Origin of the sequence: Croceitalea vernalis (assembly GCF_031846405.1) — a bacterium.
Taxonomy (GTDB): Bacteria; Bacteroidota; Bacteroidia; order Flavobacteriales; family Flavobacteriaceae; genus Croceitalea; species Croceitalea vernalis.
In genome coordinates, this window is sequence record NZ_JAVRHU010000001.1 from 936,592 (window position 1) to 958,321 (window position 21,730).

At 34.5% G+C, this 21,730-nt stretch carries 25 protein-coding genes; 4 read left to right on the top strand and 21 right to left on the bottom strand.

Annotated features, from left to right (window positions below):
* Positions 1-5 precede the first annotated feature (5 nt).
* Both RM520_RS04260 and RM520_RS04265 read right to left on the bottom strand, forming a co-directional pair.
* Positions 6-1,640 (bottom strand): ATP-dependent DNA ligase, encoded by a 1,635-nt coding sequence (locus tag RM520_RS04260; RefSeq protein ID WP_311387088.1) that lies wholly within the window; start codon positions 1,638-1,640, stop codon positions 6-8.
* Positions 1,637-2,665 carry a ligase-associated DNA damage response exonuclease gene (locus tag RM520_RS04265; RefSeq protein WP_311387089.1) on the bottom strand — a complete coding sequence of 343 codons (1,029 nt, stop codon included), beginning with the start codon at positions 2,663-2,665 and terminating at the stop codon, positions 1,637-1,639. The genes RM520_RS04260 and RM520_RS04265 overlap by 4 nt, the downstream gene beginning before the upstream one ends.
* Positions 2,666-2,752: 87 nt before the next feature.
* Between RM520_RS04265 and RM520_RS04270 the strand changes: the two genes are divergently transcribed.
* Entirely contained in the window at positions 2,753-3,175 is a 423-nt protein-coding gene (locus RM520_RS04270; RefSeq protein WP_311387090.1) for a TerB family tellurite resistance protein, read from the top strand.
* Here the strand turns inward: RM520_RS04270 and fbp are convergent, their stop codons facing one another.
* Positions 3,176-4,183, bottom strand: a complete 1,008-nt coding sequence (gene fbp, locus RM520_RS04275; protein ID WP_311384470.1) for a class 1 fructose-bisphosphatase — start codon at positions 4,181-4,183, stop codon at positions 3,176-3,178.
* A 265-nt stretch (positions 4,184-4,448) separates the two neighbouring features.
* On the opposite strand from fbp, the gene RM520_RS04280 reads away from it, so the two are divergent.
* The 3 genes from RM520_RS04280 (at position 4,449) to RM520_RS04290 (ending at position 8,051) form a co-directional block, all read left to right on the top strand.
* A complete protein-coding gene (locus RM520_RS04280) occupies positions 4,449-4,937 on the top strand; it encodes a GNAT family N-acetyltransferase (RefSeq protein WP_311384471.1) in 489 nt (162 codons plus the stop codon).
* Entirely contained in the window at positions 4,924-6,174 is a 1,251-nt protein-coding gene (locus RM520_RS04285; RefSeq protein ID WP_311387091.1) for an aspartate kinase, read from the top strand. Before RM520_RS04280 ends, RM520_RS04285 begins: the two co-directional genes overlap by 14 nt.
* A 62-nt stretch (positions 6,175-6,236) precedes the next feature.
* The gene (locus RM520_RS04290; protein WP_311387092.1) at positions 6,237-8,051 is read left to right on the top strand and encodes a GNAT family N-acyltransferase; all 1,815 of its coding nucleotides are present in this window, start codon (positions 6,237-6,239) and stop codon (positions 8,049-8,051) included.
* Here RM520_RS04290 and RM520_RS04295 read toward each other — a convergent pair.
* The 18 genes from RM520_RS04295 to RM520_RS04380 all read right to left on the bottom strand — a co-directional run bounded on the left by RM520_RS04295 (position 8,048) and on the right by RM520_RS04380 (position 21,719).
* A complete protein-coding gene (locus tag RM520_RS04295) occupies positions 8,048-8,659 on the bottom strand; it encodes an arsenate-mycothiol transferase ArsC (RefSeq protein ID WP_311387093.1) in 612 nt (203 codons plus the stop codon). The two genes, RM520_RS04290 and RM520_RS04295, sit on opposite strands and share 4 nt — an antisense overlap.
* 24 nt (positions 8,660-8,683) lie before the next feature.
* On the bottom strand, positions 8,684-9,175 hold the full coding sequence (locus tag RM520_RS04300; RefSeq protein ID WP_311387094.1) for a GNAT family N-acetyltransferase: 492 nt from the start codon (positions 9,173-9,175) through the stop codon (positions 8,684-8,686).
* Between the two features lie 7 nt (positions 9,176-9,182).
* Positions 9,183-9,755 (bottom strand): hypothetical protein, encoded by a 573-nt coding sequence (locus RM520_RS04305; RefSeq protein WP_311387095.1) that lies wholly within the window; start codon positions 9,753-9,755, stop codon positions 9,183-9,185.
* A gap of 15 nt (positions 9,756-9,770) precedes the next feature.
* Positions 9,771-10,259: a DUF6428 family protein gene (locus RM520_RS04310; RefSeq protein WP_311387096.1), complete on the bottom strand. Its 489-nt coding sequence runs from the start codon at positions 10,257-10,259 to the stop codon at positions 9,771-9,773.
* An 11-nt stretch (positions 10,260-10,270) separates the two neighbouring features.
* Positions 10,271-10,594 carry an ArsR/SmtB family transcription factor gene (locus RM520_RS04315; protein WP_311384478.1) on the bottom strand — a complete coding sequence of 108 codons (324 nt, stop codon included), beginning with the start codon at positions 10,592-10,594 and terminating at the stop codon, positions 10,271-10,273.
* A gap of 78 nt (positions 10,595-10,672) precedes the next feature.
* The gene (locus RM520_RS04320; RefSeq protein ID WP_311387097.1) at positions 10,673-11,113 is read right to left on the bottom strand and encodes a TM2 domain-containing protein; all 441 of its coding nucleotides are present in this window, start codon (positions 11,111-11,113) and stop codon (positions 10,673-10,675) included.
* Between the two features lie 52 nt (positions 11,114-11,165).
* The gene (locus RM520_RS04325; protein ID WP_311387098.1) at positions 11,166-11,552 is read right to left on the bottom strand and encodes a VOC family protein; all 387 of its coding nucleotides are present in this window, start codon (positions 11,550-11,552) and stop codon (positions 11,166-11,168) included.
* Positions 11,549-12,004, bottom strand: a complete 456-nt coding sequence (locus RM520_RS04330) for a DUF1801 domain-containing protein (RefSeq protein ID WP_311387099.1) — start codon at positions 12,002-12,004, stop codon at positions 11,549-11,551. Before RM520_RS04330 ends, RM520_RS04325 begins: the two co-directional genes overlap by 4 nt.
* A gap of 29 nt (positions 12,005-12,033) precedes the next feature.
* Complete coding sequence (locus RM520_RS04335; RefSeq protein ID WP_311387100.1) at positions 12,034-12,972, bottom strand: 2-hydroxyacid dehydrogenase; 939 nt, start codon at positions 12,970-12,972, stop codon at positions 12,034-12,036.
* 21 nt (positions 12,973-12,993) lie between these two features.
* Positions 12,994-13,359: a cupin domain-containing protein gene (locus RM520_RS04340; protein WP_311387101.1), complete on the bottom strand. Its 366-nt coding sequence runs from the start codon at positions 13,357-13,359 to the stop codon at positions 12,994-12,996.
* 9 nt (positions 13,360-13,368) lie between these two features.
* Complete coding sequence (mgtE, locus tag RM520_RS04345) at positions 13,369-14,721, bottom strand: magnesium transporter (RefSeq protein ID WP_311384484.1); 1,353 nt, start codon at positions 14,719-14,721, stop codon at positions 13,369-13,371.
* Positions 14,708-15,580: a 16S rRNA (adenine(1518)-N(6)/adenine(1519)-N(6))-dimethyltransferase RsmA gene (rsmA, locus tag RM520_RS04350; RefSeq protein WP_311387102.1), complete on the bottom strand. Its 873-nt coding sequence runs from the start codon at positions 15,578-15,580 to the stop codon at positions 14,708-14,710. The genes mgtE and rsmA overlap by 14 nt, the downstream gene beginning before the upstream one ends.
* Positions 15,581-15,609: 29 nt before the next feature.
* Positions 15,610-15,927, bottom strand: coding sequence for a gamma-glutamylcyclotransferase family protein (locus RM520_RS04355; protein ID WP_311387103.1), 318 nt, complete (start codon positions 15,925-15,927; stop codon positions 15,610-15,612).
* Entirely contained in the window at positions 15,924-16,241 is a 318-nt protein-coding gene (locus RM520_RS04360) for a DUF4286 family protein (RefSeq protein ID WP_311387104.1), read from the bottom strand. Before RM520_RS04360 ends, RM520_RS04355 begins: the two co-directional genes overlap by 4 nt.
* 65 nt (positions 16,242-16,306) lie before the next feature.
* Complete coding sequence (locus RM520_RS04365) at positions 16,307-18,094, bottom strand: tetratricopeptide repeat protein (protein ID WP_311387105.1); 1,788 nt, start codon at positions 18,092-18,094, stop codon at positions 16,307-16,309.
* A 56-nt stretch (positions 18,095-18,150) separates the two neighbouring features.
* Entirely contained in the window at positions 18,151-19,422 is a 1,272-nt protein-coding gene (gene serS, locus RM520_RS04370; RefSeq protein WP_311387106.1) for a serine--tRNA ligase, read from the bottom strand.
* A 60-nt stretch (positions 19,423-19,482) separates the two neighbouring features.
* Positions 19,483-20,793: an HTTM domain-containing protein gene (locus RM520_RS04375; protein WP_311384490.1), complete on the bottom strand. Its 1,311-nt coding sequence runs from the start codon at positions 20,791-20,793 to the stop codon at positions 19,483-19,485.
* Positions 20,790-21,719, bottom strand: coding sequence for a bifunctional riboflavin kinase/FAD synthetase (locus RM520_RS04380; protein ID WP_311384491.1), 930 nt, complete (start codon positions 21,717-21,719; stop codon positions 20,790-20,792). The genes RM520_RS04375 and RM520_RS04380 overlap by 4 nt, the downstream gene beginning before the upstream one ends.
* Positions 21,720-21,730 lie beyond the last annotated feature (11 nt).

A 21,730-nucleotide genomic window follows, 5' to 3' on the forward strand; every position in this document is an offset into this window, starting at 1 on the left:
ACTTTTTATTGAGCAATCATTGCTAGAAGATCATTTAGAGTATTGGCTTCATCAATTTTTTTATCCCTTCGCCATCTCAAAATACGCGGAAAACGAGTTGCCACACCACTTTTGTGTCTTTTTGAAAGGGCGATACCTTCGAAAGCAATTTCAAAAACATGATAAGGAGCGACACTACGAACCGGACCAAAACGCTCCAATGTATTTTTCTTTATCCATGCATCAACTTCTTTAAATTCATTATCTGTTAATCCAGAATAGGCCTTTGCGAAGGTGACTAGTTCTTTTAAACCTTGTTCATTCTCTTTCCATAGGGCAAAAGTGTAATCTGTAAATAAGTTACTTCTTCGACCATGACCTCGCATGGCATATGTAAGTACAGCATCTATTGTTAAGGGTTCCACTTTCCATTTCCACCAATCTCCTTTTTTACGCCCTACTTGATACGCAGAATCTTTATGTTTTATCATGAGACCTTCACTTCGCATTTCACGAGCTTTGTTTCTTTCTTTAGCCACTTCATCCCAAGAATTGAAGTCTAACCTTGGTGAAAGTAGTAATGGTATGCCATCAAAACCTTTTTTCTCGACATTATTGGAAAAGATAATTTCTGAAGCAAGCAGTTTTTCCAAAACTACTCTTCTTTGAACAAATGAATTTTGACGTATATCTTGCCCTTCCCATTCTAACAAATCATAAGCTTTTAATATCACTGGTGTTTTAGCTAGCAGTGCTTTAGATATTGTTTTGCGACCGATTCTTGTTTGGAGGTCATTAAAAGTACCTATTTGCCCATTAGAGTAGGGCAATAATTCACCATCCAATACAGTTCCGTTTGGGATAATTCCTATGAACTTTTGAAACTCTGGATATTTATCCGTCACTAATTCTTCCCCACGACTCCAAACAAAAAGCTCGTTGTTTCTTATAATAACTTGACAGCGAATACCATCCCATTTGTGCTCAACCGACCAATTTTCTATTGGACCTAAATCTTCTGGTTCTCCTTCAATAGCGTATGCTAAATAAAATGGATAAGGTTTTGATAAGTAATCACTTTCTTTTTCATTCAGTACTAAATCTTGAAATGATATTTTATCAGGATTCCAGTTACCCATCAACTTGTATGCTAATACATCTTCATCAATTTCAGTTGCTTTTGATAAAGCTCGGGTCATTAATTTTTGACTTACGCCTATTCTAAATCCACCAGTTATGAGTTTAGTAAAAACAAAACGTTCATAATAATTCAGTTGACTCCAATTTTCAAAGAGATAAGCCTTTTTTTCTATTTCAGTTTTTGGTTTTAGGGCAATTATTTCTTTTAGAAAATCTGTTAAGCTTTTTTTTGTTGACTGATTGCCAGCAGGGACAACCAAAGCAATGGTTTCAGCTAGATCACCCACTATGTGATAGCTTTCTTCAAACAACCATAGTGGAATTTTGGCTAATTCTGCTGCCCATTCTCTAAGAAAAGTAGTGTTTACAGGTCTTGGGGGTCTTCGGTGTGAAAGAATTGCAATGGTCCACACCTTATCTTGGTCATTTGATTTTGTAAAATAATCAGCTAAGGCCTTTACTTTAGTGTTGGTTTTATTCGTGCTATCTAAGGCCTTAATTAGTCGAGCAAAGTCTTTCATTCAGCTTCAATATTTGAAGATTCTGAAGTATTCATTTCAGCCAACTCACCTTCATATTGCGTTTGTTCAGTTCGTGCATCATAGCCTAATTCGCGTAGATATTTTGAAAATATTTCTGTGTAGCCATGTGTGCAGATTATTTTTTCGGCACCAGTATCTTTAATAGCTGTTAGCAAATCTAGCCAATCACAATGGTCACTCAATACAAATCCTTTATCTATTGCTCGCCTTCTACGGGCACCTCTAAAAGCCATCCAACCGCTAGCTGAAGCCGTAACAAAGGGTGTCATTTTTCGTATCCAAGTACTTCCATGGGCTGAAGGAGGTGCGATAACTATATTACCTTTGATAGCCTCTTTTTTAGTGTCTCTAGTGATGAGTTCTGTTTTAGGAAAATCAACATATTCGCGTAAAACTTCGGTCATATTTTCAACCGCGCCATGAGTGTAGATTTTGCCAATTGAAGGATCTAAATGTTTCAATAATCTTTGGGCCTTACCTAATGAATATCCAAAGAGAACCGAGGTTTGGCTATTTGCTCTATTTTCCGCCCACCATTGATTAATATCATTAAATACTTCCTTTTGTGGTGTCCAAAGAAAGGCTGGTAGACCAAAAGTACATTCCGTAATAAACGTATGGCATTTAATATTTTCATAAGGTGTTGAGACACCATCGTCTTCTAATTTATAGTCTCCAGTAAAAACCCAAACTTCACCTTTGTGCTCAACTCTTATTTGAGATGAGCCAATAATGTGTCCGGCAGGGTGTAGACTAAAAGTGACATTATTAATGGTAAAAGTTTCTCCCCATTCTTTACCAATAACATTGAGCTCACCAAGACGATGTTTTACAATAGGTAGGTTTCGATGATGGGTAATATACTGTTTGTGACCCCAACGACTATGGTCAGCATGACCATGAGATATAATTGCTTTATCGACCGGTTTCCAAGGGTCTAAATAAACATCTGCAGCAGCGCAATAAATGCCTTTAGTCGTAAATTGAAGTAAGGGTATCTTCATAGCGAAGTGAATTTACAAATTTCTTTTGGCGATAAATGCCAAATGTTTTCTACTTAAAAATTATATTTGCGCAACAAAAGTTATCATATGCCTATTATCGATTTATACGAACACAGTGAACAACGACATAATCTTGCTCATTTTGCTACTTTGGCAAGTTTAGCAGCTGTTGATGGTGAAATTAGCCCGGAAGAGAAAGCAATTCTAGATAAGTTCGCTTTTAAATTAAATATCACTGACGAAGAGTATAAAGAGGTTATGAAAAAGGAGAATAAATATCCTATTGAAACTCCTCATAGCGGTGAGAAAAGATTAAAGAGATTGTTTGAATTTTTTCAAATGGCTTTTGCAGATCAATCTCTTGATGATGATCAAAATCGAATGATAGAGCGTTATGCTATTGGATTGGGTTATGCTCCTGAAACGGCGGAAACTATTATCCAAAAAACTCACGATATTTTCAGAGGTAAAATTGCCTTTGAAGATTACCAGTACTTGATGGAAAAGTAATTAGTGGTACTTCTTTAAAAATTCTTGTAATTTATTCACCATATTTCTACTACCACAGAAGAAAGGAACTCTTTGGTGTAGTTCTGTTGGTTCAATATCCATAATTCTGTTTTTTCCTCCAATTGCTATGCCATTGGCTTGTTCAGCAATAAAAGCCATGGGGTTGCATTCGTAAAGCAATCGTAGTTTACCATTTTGAGCTATACTACTTTTAGGGTACATGTAAATTCCACCCTTAATCATGTTCCTATGAAAATCAGATACCAGGGAGCCAATATATCTTGACGTATATGGTCTATCACCTTCTTCTTTTTGACAATATTTTATATAGTCTTTAACACCCTGCAAAAAATGAGTGTAATTACCTTCATTAACGGAGTATATTTTACCATCTTCTGGAAATTGCATATTTGGGTGTGATAAGTAAAACGTGCCAAGTGCAGGATTTAGGGTAAACCCATTAACACCATCACCTGTAGTATACACTAACATGGTTGACGTTCCATAAACAACATACCCGGCAGCTACCTGCTGATTACCTGGTTGTAAAAAATCTTCAAGTTGCACGGGAGTACCGACCGGAGTAACACGCCTGTAGATTGAGAAGATAGTACCAACTGAGACGTTAACATCAATATTTGATGACCCATCTAATGGATCAATTAAAACAACATATTTGTTTTGATGTTTTTCATCATTACTATTGATACTAATAAAACTATCTTCTTCTTCAGAAGCTATTCCACAAACTATTTCTCTATTAGTAAGTGTTTGAATAAACTTTTCATTAGCAAAAACATCTAACTTTTGTTGGTCTTCGCCTTGAACATTAGTGTCACCAGCTGCACCAAGTACATCAACCAACCCCGCCTTATTTACTTCATGATTAACTACTTTCGCAGCTAATCTAATTGCATTGATAAGTTTGGAAAGTTCACCTGAAGAATATTGAAACGAAGATTGATTTTCAATAATAAATTCGCCAAGTGTTTGATTTCTTTTGGTCATTACAAGGGTAGTTTTATGTTGCAAATATCGTTATTAATTGAAGTACTACAACGTTTTCGTCGCCGTATTGTTGTAATAGATGTTGAAGTTATTGATTCTCAAAAAACGTTCTGTAGAAATCAATAATTCGTTAATGAACTTGGGCTAATAATGTGGTTTTAGCACCTCAATTGATGTTAAGTAACCACACAAAAATTCAATTTTTCGTTTAAAAACAAAAAAACGTATTGAAAATATATAACTAATTGTTTTATTTGTAACAGTTATGAAATATACTATTAGAGATGCCGCTAAAGGCGATATGATTAAAGTGTTCGATTTAATCAATGAATTGGCTTCATTTGAAAAAGAAAATGATGCTGTTCAAATTACTTTGGAAGAGCTGATAGCTTCCGGTTTTGGGTCGAATCCACTTTATCATTGTTTTGTTGCAGAGATTAATAAGGACATTGTTGGTATGGCTTTAGTTTATGCCCGATATTCAACATGGCAGGGCCCTGTTATTCACTTAGAAGATTTAATTGTTACCGAAAAAATGAGAGGTACCGGTTTGGGTACGGCATTATTAAAGGCCGTAGTTCAGTATGGAAGTGAAAAAGGCGTCAAGAGAATTAGTTGGGAGGTTTTAGATTGGAATGAACCAGCTATTAAATTTTACGAAAGTAAAGGGGCCAATGTTATGCGCGATTGGGATGTCGTGCAATTGAAGGAGGAAGGAATGAAAAGATTTTTAGAAACTCATGAGGATATTTAAGTTTGGAGGAGCATCAGTAAAAGATGCAAACGGAGTAAAAAATTTGGTTAAGGTTTTAAAAGAAGTTGGACATAAAGATACCCTTTTGGTAGTCTCCGCAATGGGTAAAACCACTAACGCAATGGAGAATATTGTTGATGCTTATTTTAAGGATAAACAAAATTTAGATGATGCAATTCAGGTGGTTATTGACAATCATAAAGCTATTATCAATGATTTATTTGAAGCAAGAAATCATGATATTCATAATAAGGTAAATGTTCTTATTGAAGAATTCAGAGGATTTTTAATGTGGAATAAGTCACCTAAATATGCCTTTGTATATGACCAAGTTGTTGGTTATGGTGAACTATTATCAACAACAATAGTAAGTACTTATTTGAATGAGATTGGTTTAAGTAATCATTGGCTCGATGTTCGAGAGCTTATCAAAACAGATAATAGTTATAGAGATGCTCAGGTAAATTGGGAAACTACAGCGACCAATGTTAAGCGTCATATCAACATTGGCGAACTAAATATCACTCAAGGTTTTTTAGGCAGTGACGAGAATAATTTTAGCACCACTTTAGGACGAGAAGGTTCAGATTATACAGCAGCAATATTGGCCTATTGTTTAAATGCAGATTCGGTAACAATATGGAAAGATGTTCCAGGTGTTTTAAATGCTGATCCACGCCATTTTAAAGAAACTCAATTATTACATCAAATATCATATCGCGAAGCAATAGAACTCGCTTTTTACGGTGCTTCAGTCATTCACCCTAAAACTTTACAACCATTGCAAGGGAAAGAAATTCCATTGCATGTGAAGTCATTTATTAATCCATCAGAAGATGGAACAACCGTTGGTCGCGGAACAAAAATATCTCCAGAGATTCCGTGTTTTATTGTTAAGAAGGATCAGGTATTGTTAAAATTATCTTCATTGGATTTCTCTTTTATTGTTGAGGAGAATATGAGTGAAATTTTTAAACTATTTCATGATTTTCGTTTAAAAGTAGATCTGATTCAGAATTCGGCAATTAGTTTTTCCGTTTGTTTAGATAATAAGTTTGGAGGACTAAATGAACTGCTCCAAAAACTGGACCAAAAGTTTAAGGTTACATGCCATAATAATGTTTCTTTATATACTATCCGTCATTTTGATGAAAATTCAGTGGAGAAAGTATTGAATGGGTATACCGTTTTGGTGGAGCAAAGAGGAAAAGAAACAGTTCAATTGGTCGTAAAATGAAAAATTAGGTAGGTTACACTCCTTCTATTTTTCTATATTTACCCTTACCTAATAGTGTAAATATGGGGTTGGTATCGGCGAAAGAGGTTGCAAAGGTCCTAAAAGTAGAGAGGTATGGTTTTATAGGTACTTTTCTTGGATGGTTGTTGCTTAAGATTACACGTATTTCAAGCGTAAATTCTTTTTACGATTCCATCGCTCATTTACCTCCTTTAGAATATACAAATGCCATTTTAGAGCACTATGCTATCGATTTTGAGATATCTGATGAAGATTTAAAAAGATTGCCTAAAAAAGGCGCTTACGTTACCATTAGTAACCATCCGCTTGGAGCAATCGATGGTGTTATTTTGATAAAACTAATGTTAGAGAATAGGCCAGATTTTAAGATAATGGCTAATTTTCTCTTACAAAGAATGGTACCTATTGAGCCCTATATTCTACCAGTCAACCCTTTTGAAAGCCATAAAAATGTACGAAGTAGTATAGCTGCATTTAAAAAGACGTTGGCCCATTTGGCTGATGGACATCCACTAAGTGTTTTTCCGGCTGGAGAAGTTTCTACGCATAAAGAAGGAAACCTAATCGTTGATAAGCCGTGGGAAGAGGCGGCCTTAAAATTAATTCGTAAGGCTGAAGTGCCAGTAGTTCCGATTTATTTTCATGCTAAGAATAGTAGGTTGTTTTATAGATTGTCTAGATGGAACGATGTTTTTAGAACAGCTAAATTACCTTCAGAAGTTTCTACCCAAAGGCGAAGACCTATAAAAGTTAGAATAGGTCAGCCGATAAGCGTAAGCACGCAAAAAGAAGAGGAAACGTTGGTCAGCTATGGTGAACTTTTACGAAGAAAAACATACCTATTAGCAAATGCCTTCGAAAAAGAACGCTTGATTGATAAGGTACCTAGCACTTTAAAAATTCCTAAACAGCCTAAGAAAATTGTCACAGCGGTTAGAACCGAAGTTATTGAAGGTGAAATTGAAAAACTTAGAGAAAAAGAGTGCCGTTTACTCCAGAGCAAAAATTATGAGGTGTTCTTAGCACAAGAAAAGGATATGCCATTTATTTTAAAAGAGATTGGGCGTCAGCGAGAAATTACCTTTAGAGCTATTGGAGAAGGAACAAATAAGTCAATCGATTTAGATGCCTTTGATTCGTATTATCATCATCTTTTTCTTTGGGATGACAAAGACAAAAAAGTAGTTGGGGCTTATCGCATGGGTCTTGGGGCTCAAATATTCAAAGACTTTGGTATTGATGGGTTTTATTTACAAGATTTATTCCGTTTTGAACCTGAACTTTATGGAATGATGTCTAGATCCATTGAAATGGGTCGTGCCTATATTACTGCAGAGTACCAACAAAAACCAATGCCTTTGTTTTTACTTTGGAAGGGTATAGTTCATACAACACTTCGTTTTCCTGAGCATAAATATTTAATAGGAGGGGTAAGTATTAGTAACCAGTTTTCAAATTTTTCTAAATCTTTGATGATTGAGTTTATGAAATCTAATTATTGGGATCCTTATGTTGCCCAGTATGTGCATCCTAAAAAAGAATTTAAGGTAAAATTGAAAGATGCTGACAAAGAGTTCATTTTTGATGAAACTCAGGCTGATTTAAATAAGTTTGATAAACTTATTGATGAAGTAGAACCTGGTAGTCTGCGATTACCTGTTTTGATAAAAAAGTACATCAAACAGAACGCTAGAATGGTAGCATTTAATGTTGACCCTCTGTTTAATAATTCGGTCGATGGTTTAATGTATATTAAAATTGCCGATTTACCGGAAAGCACTGTTAAACCTGTCATGGAAGAATTTCAAGCTGAACTAGAGCGTAAATTAGCAGAGAATACCAACAATCCGGTTTAAGACTTCAAGGCAGAAAATACGTACTTTAATTCTGTTGCAATTTGTAGGCTACGCTCCAAATATTTTTCGTCTTGTAAAGGAGTATTGTCAAACTTTTTAGGGTCTTCATAGGTAATTGGAAATCTTTCTTCGGCACCAATAACCATTGGACAAGCTTCATTTGCAGAATCACAGGTCATTATAGCTCCAAATCCATTACTTGGATTAAATGCAGCATCATATGTTTTTGAAAAACAGATTATTGGGTGGCTATTTTTGTCAAATTTAACTGCGTAAACAGGATTATCTTCTTTTGATAATTTTGTAATCTTGAAACCTTGTTTTTGGAGTGTCTCACTAACTTTAGCAAACATAGCGGTAGCTTCTGTTCCACCTGAGTAGCAGGTTACTTGGTTCACTTGATAATGTGAGGCAAGAGTTTGAGCCCAAATTTGTGATAAATGACTTCTTCTTGAGTTATGGGTGCAAATAAAATTGAGCTGAATTGCTTCTTTCTTATCTATTTTGCTTTGTAGATAGTTAATTAAAGATTGCAATAATGCTTTACGATCTATTGAAATTTTTTCAATTTGTAATGTGGTGATGGTATTTTGTATTTCTGAATACATTGTTCTATGTTGTAAAATTTTATATTAAAGCCCCACTTTTGTGCTTCTTTTTTCAAATAATAAATTGTCTTTCCAAACGCCATGTTGAGTTTTACCAACCCGTTCTCGTTTACCAATAAAACGAAAACCGACTTTTTCATGTAGTTTTATACTAGCAGGATTTTCTGGAAAAATTCCAGATTGTAAGGTCCAATACCCAGCTGCTTCGCTTTGTTCAATAAGCTGCAACATTAAAGCTTTTCCAACACCTTTGCCACGACTACCTTCTCCAATATATACACTTACTTCAGCTACTCCTCCATAAACACATCTGCTTGAAACAGGAGATAGTGCAGCCCAACCTACTACTTTATTTAGTTCTTCGGCAACAATTCTACAAGAAGCAAGATGTGATTTGTCCCAATCGCCATAATCAGGAATAGTGCTTTCAAAAGTACCAAATCCGGTGGCAATACCCTCCGCATATATCTTCGATACGGATGGCCAATCTGAAGCAAGCATTGCTCTAAATATCATTCAGGTATTAACAACAGTTTATTCTATTTCGGTAACTATCCCAAATATTTTGAGTATTCTGAAATAACAAGAAAACATGTAAAAATGCTAAAATAACGGCTCCAGGAATTGCATTTTCTGCCACAATTGTAAGTATGTTTGACGCCAAACTAGTGCTTATAGGTGCCGTAATATAATAGATAGAATTACCTTCGATACTTAATTTAATACCTATGGTCAGGGCGATAATGGCATAATGAAATCCATTGGCGAATAGATGAATTATATATTCCCATCTAGGTAACCCCCCCATAAAATCACGACTATCTTTTTCGGAATAGGCATCAAAGCCTAAAACAATTAAATCAACAAAGGTCAAAACCATACCAATAATAAAAAATTCTAAAGAGTTTTCTATCAATAAACACCAAACAATTATTGGAAACAGAATCGCTCTAACAGTATGCGTTTTATGCTCAAAATTACTTTCATTATGTTGGTATAGTTTGTACTTCCAAAGATGGAGATAGAAACCGTCGTAAGTCGCTAGCACCATAAATAGTACTAAGAAAATACTAGTAAGAATATAAAGAATGTCCATGATAACAATTTTAAATTAACAGCATCCGCTTCCTGGTGCACATGAATTTTCTGAGTTTATTTCTGCTTCTACTGGAACACCACAGGTTTCTTTGGCCTTACAATCAGTTTTTTCAATAGCTAGTTTAAAAATTATCTTTTTGTCATTCCAAATAACATCATCAATAAAAAGTTGTGCTGTATGAAACGAAGAGTTACTATATTCCATCTTAACTTCAGCATCTCTTACCATAGGTTTAATACTATCAACTTTATTCAAAATACCTAAAGCTTTATAAGCCGTCATAAAATCGGTTTTGCCTTTCTCAGAAGGGCTTTCCCAAAGTTGAATAATAGTTTCTTTCCAAAAATCAGTATTAGCTCCACAATCAACGGCGTCAATGGTAATGTTTTTAATTTCTGTGATATGATAATTTGCAGGTACGATATGACCCGGAGCATATTCAAAAAGAAGTTCTTTGTTATTATGCTGGTTAAGTAATTCTAAAAATTCATTTGTTTTCATGTGACTATTATTTAACAACAATTACTTTTAGTTGTATTAAAAAAAATGTTCAATGTATTTTGTATGGTAGCCCAAGTTTTAAGATTAATACAGTAGCAAACCTTTTTACCTTCTATTTCACCTTTTATTAAATCAATACTCTTGAGTTCTTTTAAATGTTGTGAAATAGTGGGCTGAGCTAAACCAATTTCATCAACGATATCATTACAAATACAAGATTCTTGCTTACTGATATATTGTAAGATGGCAATGCGCGCCGGATTGGCAAGTACTTTAAAAATACTCGCCATTTGATTTTGACTATGATTAAATATTTGTGTTTTAGTAATACCCATACATATTTATATATTGCAATATTACGATGATAAAATGAAATAAAAAAGGCCAGTGATTAATTTCTGACCTTTTATTTTTTAGAACCAAGGCTTTTTGCCTACTTGGTACGTGTTGTAAAACTCTTCATCTGACTTAGTTAAGTATATAATACCTTCTATTAAACCTATAAGACCTGGAATCCAAAAGAAAAAAGTTCCTATTACGAAACAAGTCGTAGCATAGCCTAATATAGTAACCCCTAAAAGAATAAAGCCTTCTTTTTGATACCCTAAAATAAACTTATGTACACCAAGTGAGCCCAAAATAATAGCTAAAATACCTGCTAAAATCTTTTTATTTTCACTACCGCCTACAGCTTTGTTTAGCCCATCACTGAACTCATTTGCTGTTTTTTTAGCCTCATCAGCAAAATCACTAGCTGCTTCCTTGGCATCACCAGCTGCATCTTTGGCAGCATCTTTTGCTTTGTCAAATGCTTCTTCAGCTTTATCTCCTAAATCTTTGTTTTCTTCTGACATGATTATAATTTGTTGGTTAAATGAGCATTAAATGTAATAAATAATTCCGTTGTTACAGAAAAGCTTTATCAACAGGTTCCCAAAGCTCTAATTTGTTGCCTTCGGGATCTAAAATCCAACCAAATTTTCCATACTCATATTCTTCAACCTCACCTACAATAGTTACCCCTTCTTTTTCAAGTTCAACCAGAAGCTCTTTTAAATTTTCAACACGAAAATTCATCATAAACTGTTTTTGACTAGGCTGAAAATACTTGGTGTCCTCATTCATTGGGCTCCATTGCGTAGAGCAATCATTTCCTTCTTTATCTTTCCACCAAAAGGTACATCCATATTGATCAGTATTAAGGCCTAAACGTTCTTTGTACCATTGTTTAATTTGATCAGGATTTTTGGTTTTAAAGAAAAAACCACCTAAACCAGTTACTCTTTTTTTCATTTTTTAATATTTTGTTCATAGAGATTAATCCAATCAGTAGTTGTCATTTTTTGACAGAGTTCAGCAATGAGCTCATAGGGGATGTTTTCAACCTTTTTAAACCGAATACAACTTTTACCCATATCTAGCTTTGTTTTGACATGCTTTGGATACTCCTTAACAAACCAATCATACAGCTTTTGGTCTGCGTAAATTCCAGAATGATAAAGGGCAACAAAGTTTTTTTGAGAGGCAATATTAATAAAAGGTAAGGGCAATTTGGGGTTGCAATGGTAACCCCCAGGGTAAATAGAATGAGGTACAACGTACCCAATCATTTTATAATTAATGCATTCTTTAAAGCCTTTTGGCAAATTCTTATGAACAGTTTCTCTTAATCGGGTAACTGCGAGTTTTCTTCCTTCAGGAAGTTTAGAAAGATACTCCTCAACGGAGTTAGCTTCTATGGTCATAATTGCTGCTTATAGGTTACTCTATAAAGTTAGCAAAATTCAGCTTTGATTTTATCTACTATGGTTTGCGCTAGTTTTTCATGACTTTCAACAGTCCATCCCGCAACATGTGGGGTTAATAAAACGTTTTCAGCTTTCCTTAAATATTTGAATGGTTTGGGTTTGTTGATGAAAAAATCACCAAAATCAAAAGACTTTTTTTCATATTCCAACACGTCTAGCCCGGCACCCAATATTTTTTCTGATTTTAACCCTCCAACTAAATCTTTGGTGACAATACATTTGCCTCTGGCCGTATTTAATAACCAAAAAGGTTTTTGAAAAGCATCAATAAATTCAGAATTAACCATTCCAATAGTTAGTTCTGTTTGTGGAACATGCAAGCTAATGATGTCAGATTTTTGCTGTAATTCAAGAATGCCGACTTGTCTTGCATTATCATCACCGACTCCTCCAACAATGTCGTAGCAAATGATTTCAACATCAAAACCTTTTAGTTTTTGTGCAAAAGCTTTACCCATATTTCCGTAACCTATGATACCGACAGTTTTACCATCCAATTCCAAACCGCGGTTACCTTCTCTATCCCATTTACCTTTGCGAATTTCTTTATGAGCCTTATTTAAATTGTTCATTAAACTTAACAGCATTCCTAAGCTATGCTCTGCTACCGCATTTCTATTACCTTCTGGTGCTGATGCGAGAAATATATTTTTATTTCTGGCGTAGGCTAAATCTATATTTTCAAGGCCAGCCCCTACACGACCAATAAATTTTAGGTTGGTAGCCTTATCCAAGAAAGATTTATCGATAGTAAATCTGCTACGAATTATAAGTCCATCATATAAATGAATTTTGCTCTCAATATCCTCTTTTGAGGAATCAAAATCTTCATGATTTTCAAAACCAAGTTCCGTAAACTGATTTTGCAATAATTCATGATTAGGGTCAACGTGCAGTACTTTCATAAATTCAAAGATACAACACGACTATATTTTTGGATAGTGATTTTGGGTCATTTCATGTTTAACAGCACCTGTATGCGCGGTATTTTGTTTTTCAAAGAGCAAGAGATGCACTTCTTCGCCATCTTTTGTTGATGGGCAATGTTCAACACCTTTAGGAACGACGATAATTTCACCTTCTTTTACTATTTCTGTTCTATCACGAAATTGCATATGCAAGGTGCCTTTTAAAACTTGAAAAAGCTCGTCTTCATTATCATGAGCATGCCAAACAAATTCGCCTTGGATTTTGGCTAAGATTACCTGCATATCATCTACAACGGCTATTTGATGCGGATGCCATTGTTTTGAAAAAAGTTGGTGTTTTTCTTTAAGGTTTATCGGTTTCATACTTTTTGCTTATATCCCTAAAATCATTTTTGCAATCCAAAAGTAAATCAGAATTCCAAAAATATCATTGCTTGTTGTGATGAATGGCCCGGTCGCAATCGCTGGGTCAATACCTCTTTTATGCAGAAAGAGTGGGGTAAAGGTTCCTATAAATCCCGCAACAATGATGACCGCTATTAAAGAAACAGAAATGGCAAGGGCAGTTGTAAAACTTCCTTTCCAAATCCAAGTAAAAAGTAATAATAAAGCCGCCAAAATCACCCCGTTTAACAGTGCAAGAAGCATTTCTTTAATGAGTCGATTTCCAATACTACCTTTAATATCATCATTGGCTAAACCTTGAACAATTATAGCGCTTGATTGTACTCCAACATTACCGGCCATGGCAGCAATCAGTGGAGTAAATAAAAATAGTACAGTGTATGTACTGAACATATCTTCAAATCCGCTCATGATAACAGCTGCAGCACCACCACCAAAAAGACCGAGAATTAACCATGGTAATCGTGCTCGAGTTAGTTCCCAAATGCTATCATCCGCTTCAACATCTTGAGAAATACCCGCGGCAAGCTGATAATCCTTATCTGCTTCTTCCTTTATAACATCAACAATATCATCAATTGTGATTCGACCAACCAAACGTCCAATTTGATCAACAACGGGTATAGCTTCTAAATCATATTTAGACATGATTTTGGCTACCTCTTCTGGTTTTTCATTCACATTTACCGAATCTACTTTGGGGATGTAAATGTCTTTTATTGGTGCTTTGGCAGAAGTAGTTAATAAGTCTTTTAAAGAAAGTCTTCCTTTTAATTTATCTTCAGTATCAACCACATAAATAGAGTGTACTCTTGTTACATTCTCCGCCTGTATCCGCATTTCTTTTACACAGGTTGTTACCGTCCAGTTCTCTTGGACTTTTACTAATTCTTTTGCCATTAACCCTCCCGCTGAATCTTCATCATATCTTAAAAGGTCAACAATATCTTTGGCGTGATCCCTATCTTCTATTTCAGAAATAACTTCTTGAACTAATTCTGTAGGAAGCTCACCAACAATATCAGCTGCATCATCAGTATCTAACTCTTCAATTTCACTTGCAATTTCTTTTGGCGAAAGATTATTAAGAATAGCTTCCCTTACATCTTCATCAAGCTCTGTAAGTATGTCAGACGTTTTTTCACTGTCGAGAAGTTTAATGAGGTAAGTGGCTTCAAGTTCATCCAACTCATTCGCAATTTCAGCAACATCAGCATAATGAAACTCTTTCATTAACAAACGCAGTTGAGCATCATTCTGATTTTCAATCAGAATTTGAATTTCACCTACAAGTTCGTTTGTGAGTTTAAACGGAGTCATTTGCAATCGTCTTAGTAATCGCTATAAAGTCATTTACAGCCATTTGTTCTGGGCGACGGTCAAATATACTGTCTTCTTTGATATTATCAGATAAATTAAAACTCTTAAGACTGTTGCGAAGAGTTTTTCTTCTTTGATTGAAAGCAGTTTTTACAACTCTAGCAAATAACTTTTCATCACAATCAATTTTAAAGTCTTTTTTTCTAGTTAAGCGTAAAACTCCTGATTGTACCTTGGGAGGTGGGTCAAACACCTGCGGGTGCACTGTAAACAAATATTCCGCATTATAGAATGCTTGTACAAGTACCGATAAAATACCATAAGCTTTGCTACCTTCTTTTTCACAAATACGCTGAGCTACTTCTTTCTGAAACATACCAGAAAACTCAGGCACTTGCTCTTTAAACTCTAACATTTTAAATACAATCTGACTTGAGATATTGTAAGGGAAATTACCCGTTATGGCAAATTGTTCATTTCCATAAAGTTGTTGTAAATCATATTTTAGAAAATCAGCTTCTAATACTTTAAACTTGTTATTTTTCTCTAAAATCTTGGGGTGTTCTAAAGGAAAGCTGTGATTTAAATAAACAATAGATTCTTCGTCGAGATCCATTGCTACCAAATCTAAATCTCGCATCAAGAGATATTTAGTTAAGACCCCCGTACCAGGACCTATTTCTATAACATTAGAATACCCATTAAGTGAAAGCGTATCAGCAATGTCTTGTGCAACTTTTTCATCTTTTAGAAAGTGTTGACCTAAGTGTTTTTTTGCTTTCACTGGAGACTCATCATGCCTTTTATTAGTTCCCTTTTGATTACGAAAATCCTTTCTGTATTTCCCTTTTTTAGGCATGAGGGTATTTTAAATTAAAATTAATAAGATTAATCGAAGTTAGGAATGTAAACCCAGGCCTTTACTCCGGAATTTAATACCACGGCTATTCTTGAATAGGCTAAAGATTCATAAATATCAATCTTATACAATTCTAAGTTAGAAACTTGATATAAGGTACCTTTTACACTATCATTTAGAGTGCTCGATTTCTTAATAATTGGGTATTTGCCTATGAGTTTTTTATCATATTTTTTATAGCCCTGAAGTGTATCTGAAACCCCCTTGAGTTGCCGTTCAATAATTGATAATTGAACTTCTTTTTCTTGCAAAGAACCGTATGAAAATAATTGCTGAGTTGTTTTCAAGATGTCTGTTCACTTATAATTTCTAATTCTGTTCTAAAAGCTACAAATTTATTCGGGAAACGTTGATTTCCCTTTGAACGCATCTGATTTGCGTATTCTGCGTAATAAGAATTTAAAGTTGCTTTACTGTCCGTTTGATACTGCACAGAATAGGTAGAGCCGCCCATTTCTTCTTCAATCATGACCTTGCACATTTTTGCAGTTAAAAACTTTTGGGTAGCTAACATCTCTGGGATATGCTCATTTTTCATCCAGTTTAACCAGTCATCATGTACCGAATCGTCAATATTGATGGTCACATTATATATAATCATGGGCAAAAATTCTAAACTAAACAAAGTGATTATGGGGGAGAGATAAATACCTTCAATAATACTACTTAATTTATTAAATCTCCTCGGAGTTTTCTAAAATTTTTGCGCGCTTGTGGGTAAAAATAGCTGTCTTGATAATTATAAATAATTTTCTCGTAGTTTAATTGAGCTTTATCAGGCTCGTCAAAAACATTCTCATATAACTTTGCCAAGGCAAAATAAGCATCATCGGCAAGAATGTCGGTGCTATAAAATTCAATTATTTTTTGATAATTGAAACGTGCTTTTTCAAAATCGTTTTGTTCTTCAAGTAATTTTGCTTGTTTTAAGAGCGCTTCATCTTCAATTTTTTCACCTTTATGATTGGTTAAAATATCCTCTAAAGAACTAATAGCAGCTGTCGTTTTCTTTTGATATGCCAATAAATCGGCCCGGGCATATTTTTTTAACGCAGTTTGAGTAGAATCTTCTAAAGAATTATCAGAAATCAGCAGGCTTAATTGCATAGCATCATTAGCGATTAGCTGTGATGTTGAGCCTCTTAAAACTTTTAACTGGGTTAAAGCCCAATCGAAATCACCTTTATAGAAACTCGTTTGTGCAACCTTAAAACGAGCATCTTGACCTAAAACATCATTTTTAAGTTTTTTCTGAATTTGTGAAAAATAAATGAGGGCTTCATTAAAGCGCTGATCAAAAACCAAAATGTCACCTAGAGCTAATTTTATGTATGCTTCTCCAAACCTACCCAAAGGCTCTTTCAAACTTTTCTTGAGCATTTGAATAGCCGGCTCTGGGTTTTCTTTCCTAAAAGTTAAAAAGTTAGCGTAAGCAATTTGCAGTTGTAAAGTTCTGTTTTGATAGCCATACTCATCAAGTAGTTTAACAAACTGTTTTTCAATGGCAATTAATTTTTTTGAATTGGGGTTAATAAGCTCAATATCTATAAGACTTAATTGAGCGTTGAGTTTAGTTCCTGGGTTGGTCGCATTTGAAACCATAAACTCAAAAGCATCAATAGCGGTGTCAAGGTCTTTATTGTCTAATGCGATTTCACCTAAGCTTTGTAAACGATCCAAAGAGCCGTTGTTATTTCTTTTGAAAATGGCTTTTTCTTGGGCTAGAGCACTATTAAATTGATTTTGCTGCACAAATAGCCAACTCAAGAGCTCATTCCAAATTACATCAGGGTTTTTTTGTGCATTCTGAAGAAGAATTCTTCTAAGCTTAATATTGTTTTCATTGGTGGATTCTTCAGTTAAAAAGTCATCAATATTTCTAAGCACATTAGAACGAGCGGTTTTGCCCTCATAAATTAATCTGAGGTAAGACTCATACATTTTGTCAATATTACCCTGTTCGCCATAAATACGAGCTAATTGAAAATCATAATTTAATTCAGGCTTAAGGGCCATAGCTTTGGTATACGCAGCAATGGCTTCATCAAGCAAAGCATATTTTTGAAAACGATATCCTAGACCATAACCGAAATTGGGATTTTCATCAATTTTTTGAATGGCTTTTTGATAGTATTCTTGGGCTTTTTCAGGTTGTTTTTGAAGGGTGTAATTGTATCCTAGTTCAATAAAGAATGTCGGAAAAGTATAGCTTTCAGAAATTTTCTCTAGCAGAAAAATTTCAGCATCTTGATATCTTTCTAATTGCTGATAACAAGCAATTAGGCCTTCTGAATAATCGGTTCTACGGGGGTTTTTATCTACTAATTTTTCGTAATAAACAACTGCTTTTTCAAACTCACCATCGTTAAAGTATTGTTTGGCTAAAAAATCTTCTTGAGCAAAACAAGCTGTTTGTAATATGAAGTAAAAAATTAGTACTATTCGATAGCGCATTACTCAAATATAACGCAGAAAAAGGCATAAATATGTTAAGTGAATCTGAAAAAGAATTAACCAATACTATCAAACCCACAATAAGGGATCAATACTTCCGGAATTTGAATTCCTTCTTTAGTTTGATAATTCTCTAAAATTCCTGCAAGAACGCGGGGTAGTGCCAAAGAACTTCCATTTAAAGTATGTGCTAATTGGTTCTTACCATTTTCATCTTTAAATCGCAATTTTAAGCGATTGGCTTGATAAGTTTCAAAATTTGAAACTGAGCTAATTTCTAACCAACGATCTTGAGCTGTTGAGAACACTTCAAAATCATAAGTAATTGCTGCTGTGAACCCTAAATCACCGCCACATAAACGAAGAATACGATAGGGTAGTTTTAATTCTTTTAAAATAGTTTTTACATGTTCTACCATGCCATTTAGTGCTTCATATGAGTTTTTAGGGTGCTCTACACGGACAATTTCTACCTTATCAAATTGATGTAATCGATTGAGTCCACGAACATGGGCACCATAACTTCCTGCTTCACGACGAAAACAAGGCGTGTAACCAGTATACGTGATTGGAAAATCTTCCTTTTTTACAATTTCATCACGAAAAATATTGGTAACGGGCACTTCAGCTGTTGGAATAAGGTATAAATCATCTGCTTGTATATGGTACATTTGCCCTTCTTTATCGGGTAACTGCCCAGTGCCATAACCTGATGCTTCGTTGACTAAATGTGGAACTTGAATTTCTGTATAGCCGGCTTCAGTATTTTTATCTAGAAAATAGGCAATTAAAGCTCTTTGTAATCGTGCACCTTTACCCTTGTATATAGGAAAACCAGCACCTGTTACTTTAACACCCAGTTCAAAATCGATAATATCATATTTCTTCGCAAGTTCCCAGTGGGGCAGGGCACCTTCTATTAATTCCGGAATTTGACCTTCGCGGTAAACTTCTTCATTATCTTCATCAGTAGTACCAGAAGGCACAGATTCGTGCGGAATATTAGGAATTTGATAGAGCTGCTGTTGTAGTTTTTCGGCCACTTCATTAAGGTCGTCACCTAATCTTTTAGAAGCTTCTTTTAAATCCCCAGTTTTTACCTTTAATTCATTTGCTTCGGTAGCTTTACCAGATTTAAAGAGCATACCTATCTCTTTAGAAAGCTTATTTGATTCCGCAAGGGTATTGTCTAATTCGGTTTGAGTAGCTCTTCTTTTTTCATCTAAAGCAATAATCTCATCAAATAATGGCTTCGCATCAATATTTCTTTTTTTCAAAGCATTGATATAAGCATCTTTTTCTTCTCGAATCTTTTGTAACTGAAGCATAATTTCGTTTTGCTTCGGCAAATTTAATTTTTTGAAGATTAAGCAACTAAGATTTATGCTTTATTCTTGAAGTAAAATCCAATCGTTGTGCGAAAAATGTTTCCATTCGGCAGTTGCCAAGTCAACTTCTGGATCAATTAAGGGCTGTAGTTTACCTTTATTAACCTGTACTTTTGATCTTACAAAAATGCTAATGTCTTCTCCCTTTTGTTGATACTCTGTTTTTAGACGTTGAGCAAACTGCCAAGTAAAATCAGGATAACAACCGACTTTTCTTTGTTGTTTTTTTGTTAAGTAGTCTTTTAATTTAATTCTTATGGTGTCATTAGTCGTTTTATTAATAACCTGAAAGTGACTTGTCCCAGACCTACTTCTTAACATCATACGCCAACTTAGTCGATGCCCCTCTTCAGTCCAAAGAACATCACCTTTAAAAGCGTAATGCCTTAAGGGTAATAGGATTTGAATAATAAAATAGACTCCTAGAAGTATAGTTATTAGTTGTTGATGCTTTGGTGTAGTATTTTCTTCAACAGTAATTGTTGTCTTAGTTCTTAGAAAAATATTTCGAATTGTTTTTGGTTCAAAAAAGAACACACAAAAGGCTAGAGATAAGTAAGGGAAGATTCCTATTTGGAATACAAAACTATTAAACAGATGAAAAAAGATGGATAATACAAAAGCCACTTTTCGGGTAGGTTTCCAGAGTAATGCCGGAACTACCAATAGGTCGAAGAGAATACCAAAGAAACCTACAATTTTATGAACCCATTTTTCTTGAAGTAATTCACCAATTAAAAAATAGTCTTTCTTACTTCTCATCAAAATATCGATAATGCTAAAGTCTAACCAATCACCATATAGTTTTGCAATAGATGCGTAGGTATAGACGATAAAAAGTTGAGCGATAATTATCCATCTAAAATAATTATACATGGAATTTCTTTTTAATTCCGGTTTCAAATACGCATCAACAGATAAGCTTTTATTGGCAGGAAAAAGCCCCATGATAAAAGCCAAAAGCATTAAAAGGTAGTAGTGGTTGTTGTATGAAGTCTTCTGCATGAGGTAAACACCTGACCACATGAATGCAAAAGCAAATGCACTAAAACGATATTTATAACCAATAGTAATTAGAACACCTAAAACCCCCATGACTAGAAAATAAATGTACATTCCATTACCCGGTAAGGGTTGCAGCCATTCAAAACCAATAAAATTAAAAGTGAATTTAGGTTCAACTAAAGTTCGTCTTACCCAACCTGTTGCTACAGCTCCAAAGCATTCTGCACAAACTAGGATGCCATAAAAAACTCGAAACACCAGTAACTGTGAATTATCAATTTTTTTAAATAAAAATTGTTTCATCATAGCTGCGATATGAAATCTAGTGAGGTTATTTTATCCTTTTCTAATTGCGCACTTAAGTACTCAATAGATTCAAATTTGTGTTCATCCCTTATTTTTTTGAGTAAAAAGACTTGTACTTTTTTATAGTACAAATCTTCATTTAAATCAAAAAAATGGATTTCTATACTCTTTTCTTTACCTGAAACGGTGGGGTTAAAACCAATATTCATCATCCCATAAACTGTCTTATGGTCCATAAAACTTTTAACGATATAAACCCCATTATCAGGTATTAGCTTATAGGTTTCATCTATATCTAAATTCGCAGTCGGAAAGCCAATTTGTTTTCCTAAACCTTTGCCTTTTTTAATAGCCCCTGTAAGCATATACTCATATCCTAAATAGGCATTGGCGGACTCAATATCACCTGCTAAAAGTGCTTTTCTAATCTTAGTAGAGCTTACAGAAACTTCATCAATCTCTTGAACAGGTATTTGCTCAACTTCAAAGTCAAAAGTATTACCGTAACTAATCAAATCATTGATATTGGCATTTCTGTTTCTGCCAAAACGATGGTCATACCCTATGATTACTTTTTTTACCTTGAGTTGATTCACAAGAATATCGCGTACAAATTCTAAGGCCGACAAACGAGAGAAGCTTGTTGTAAATGGATGTACTATCAAATAATCTAAGCCAATATGCTCTAATATTTGCTTTTTTTCCTCAAGGGTATTTAACAATTTGATGTCTGCATCTTTTTGTAAAACCATTCTCGGATGCGGAAAAAAGGTAAGTACCGCCGAATTCAAATCTGATTGTTTGGCATTATTTATGAGACGTTCTAATATCTTGTTATGACCAATATGAACACCATCAAAAGTGCCAATGGTGATTATGGTAGGTTTTGATGATTTGAATTCAGAAATTCCTTGGATTGTTTCCACTATGCAAAAAA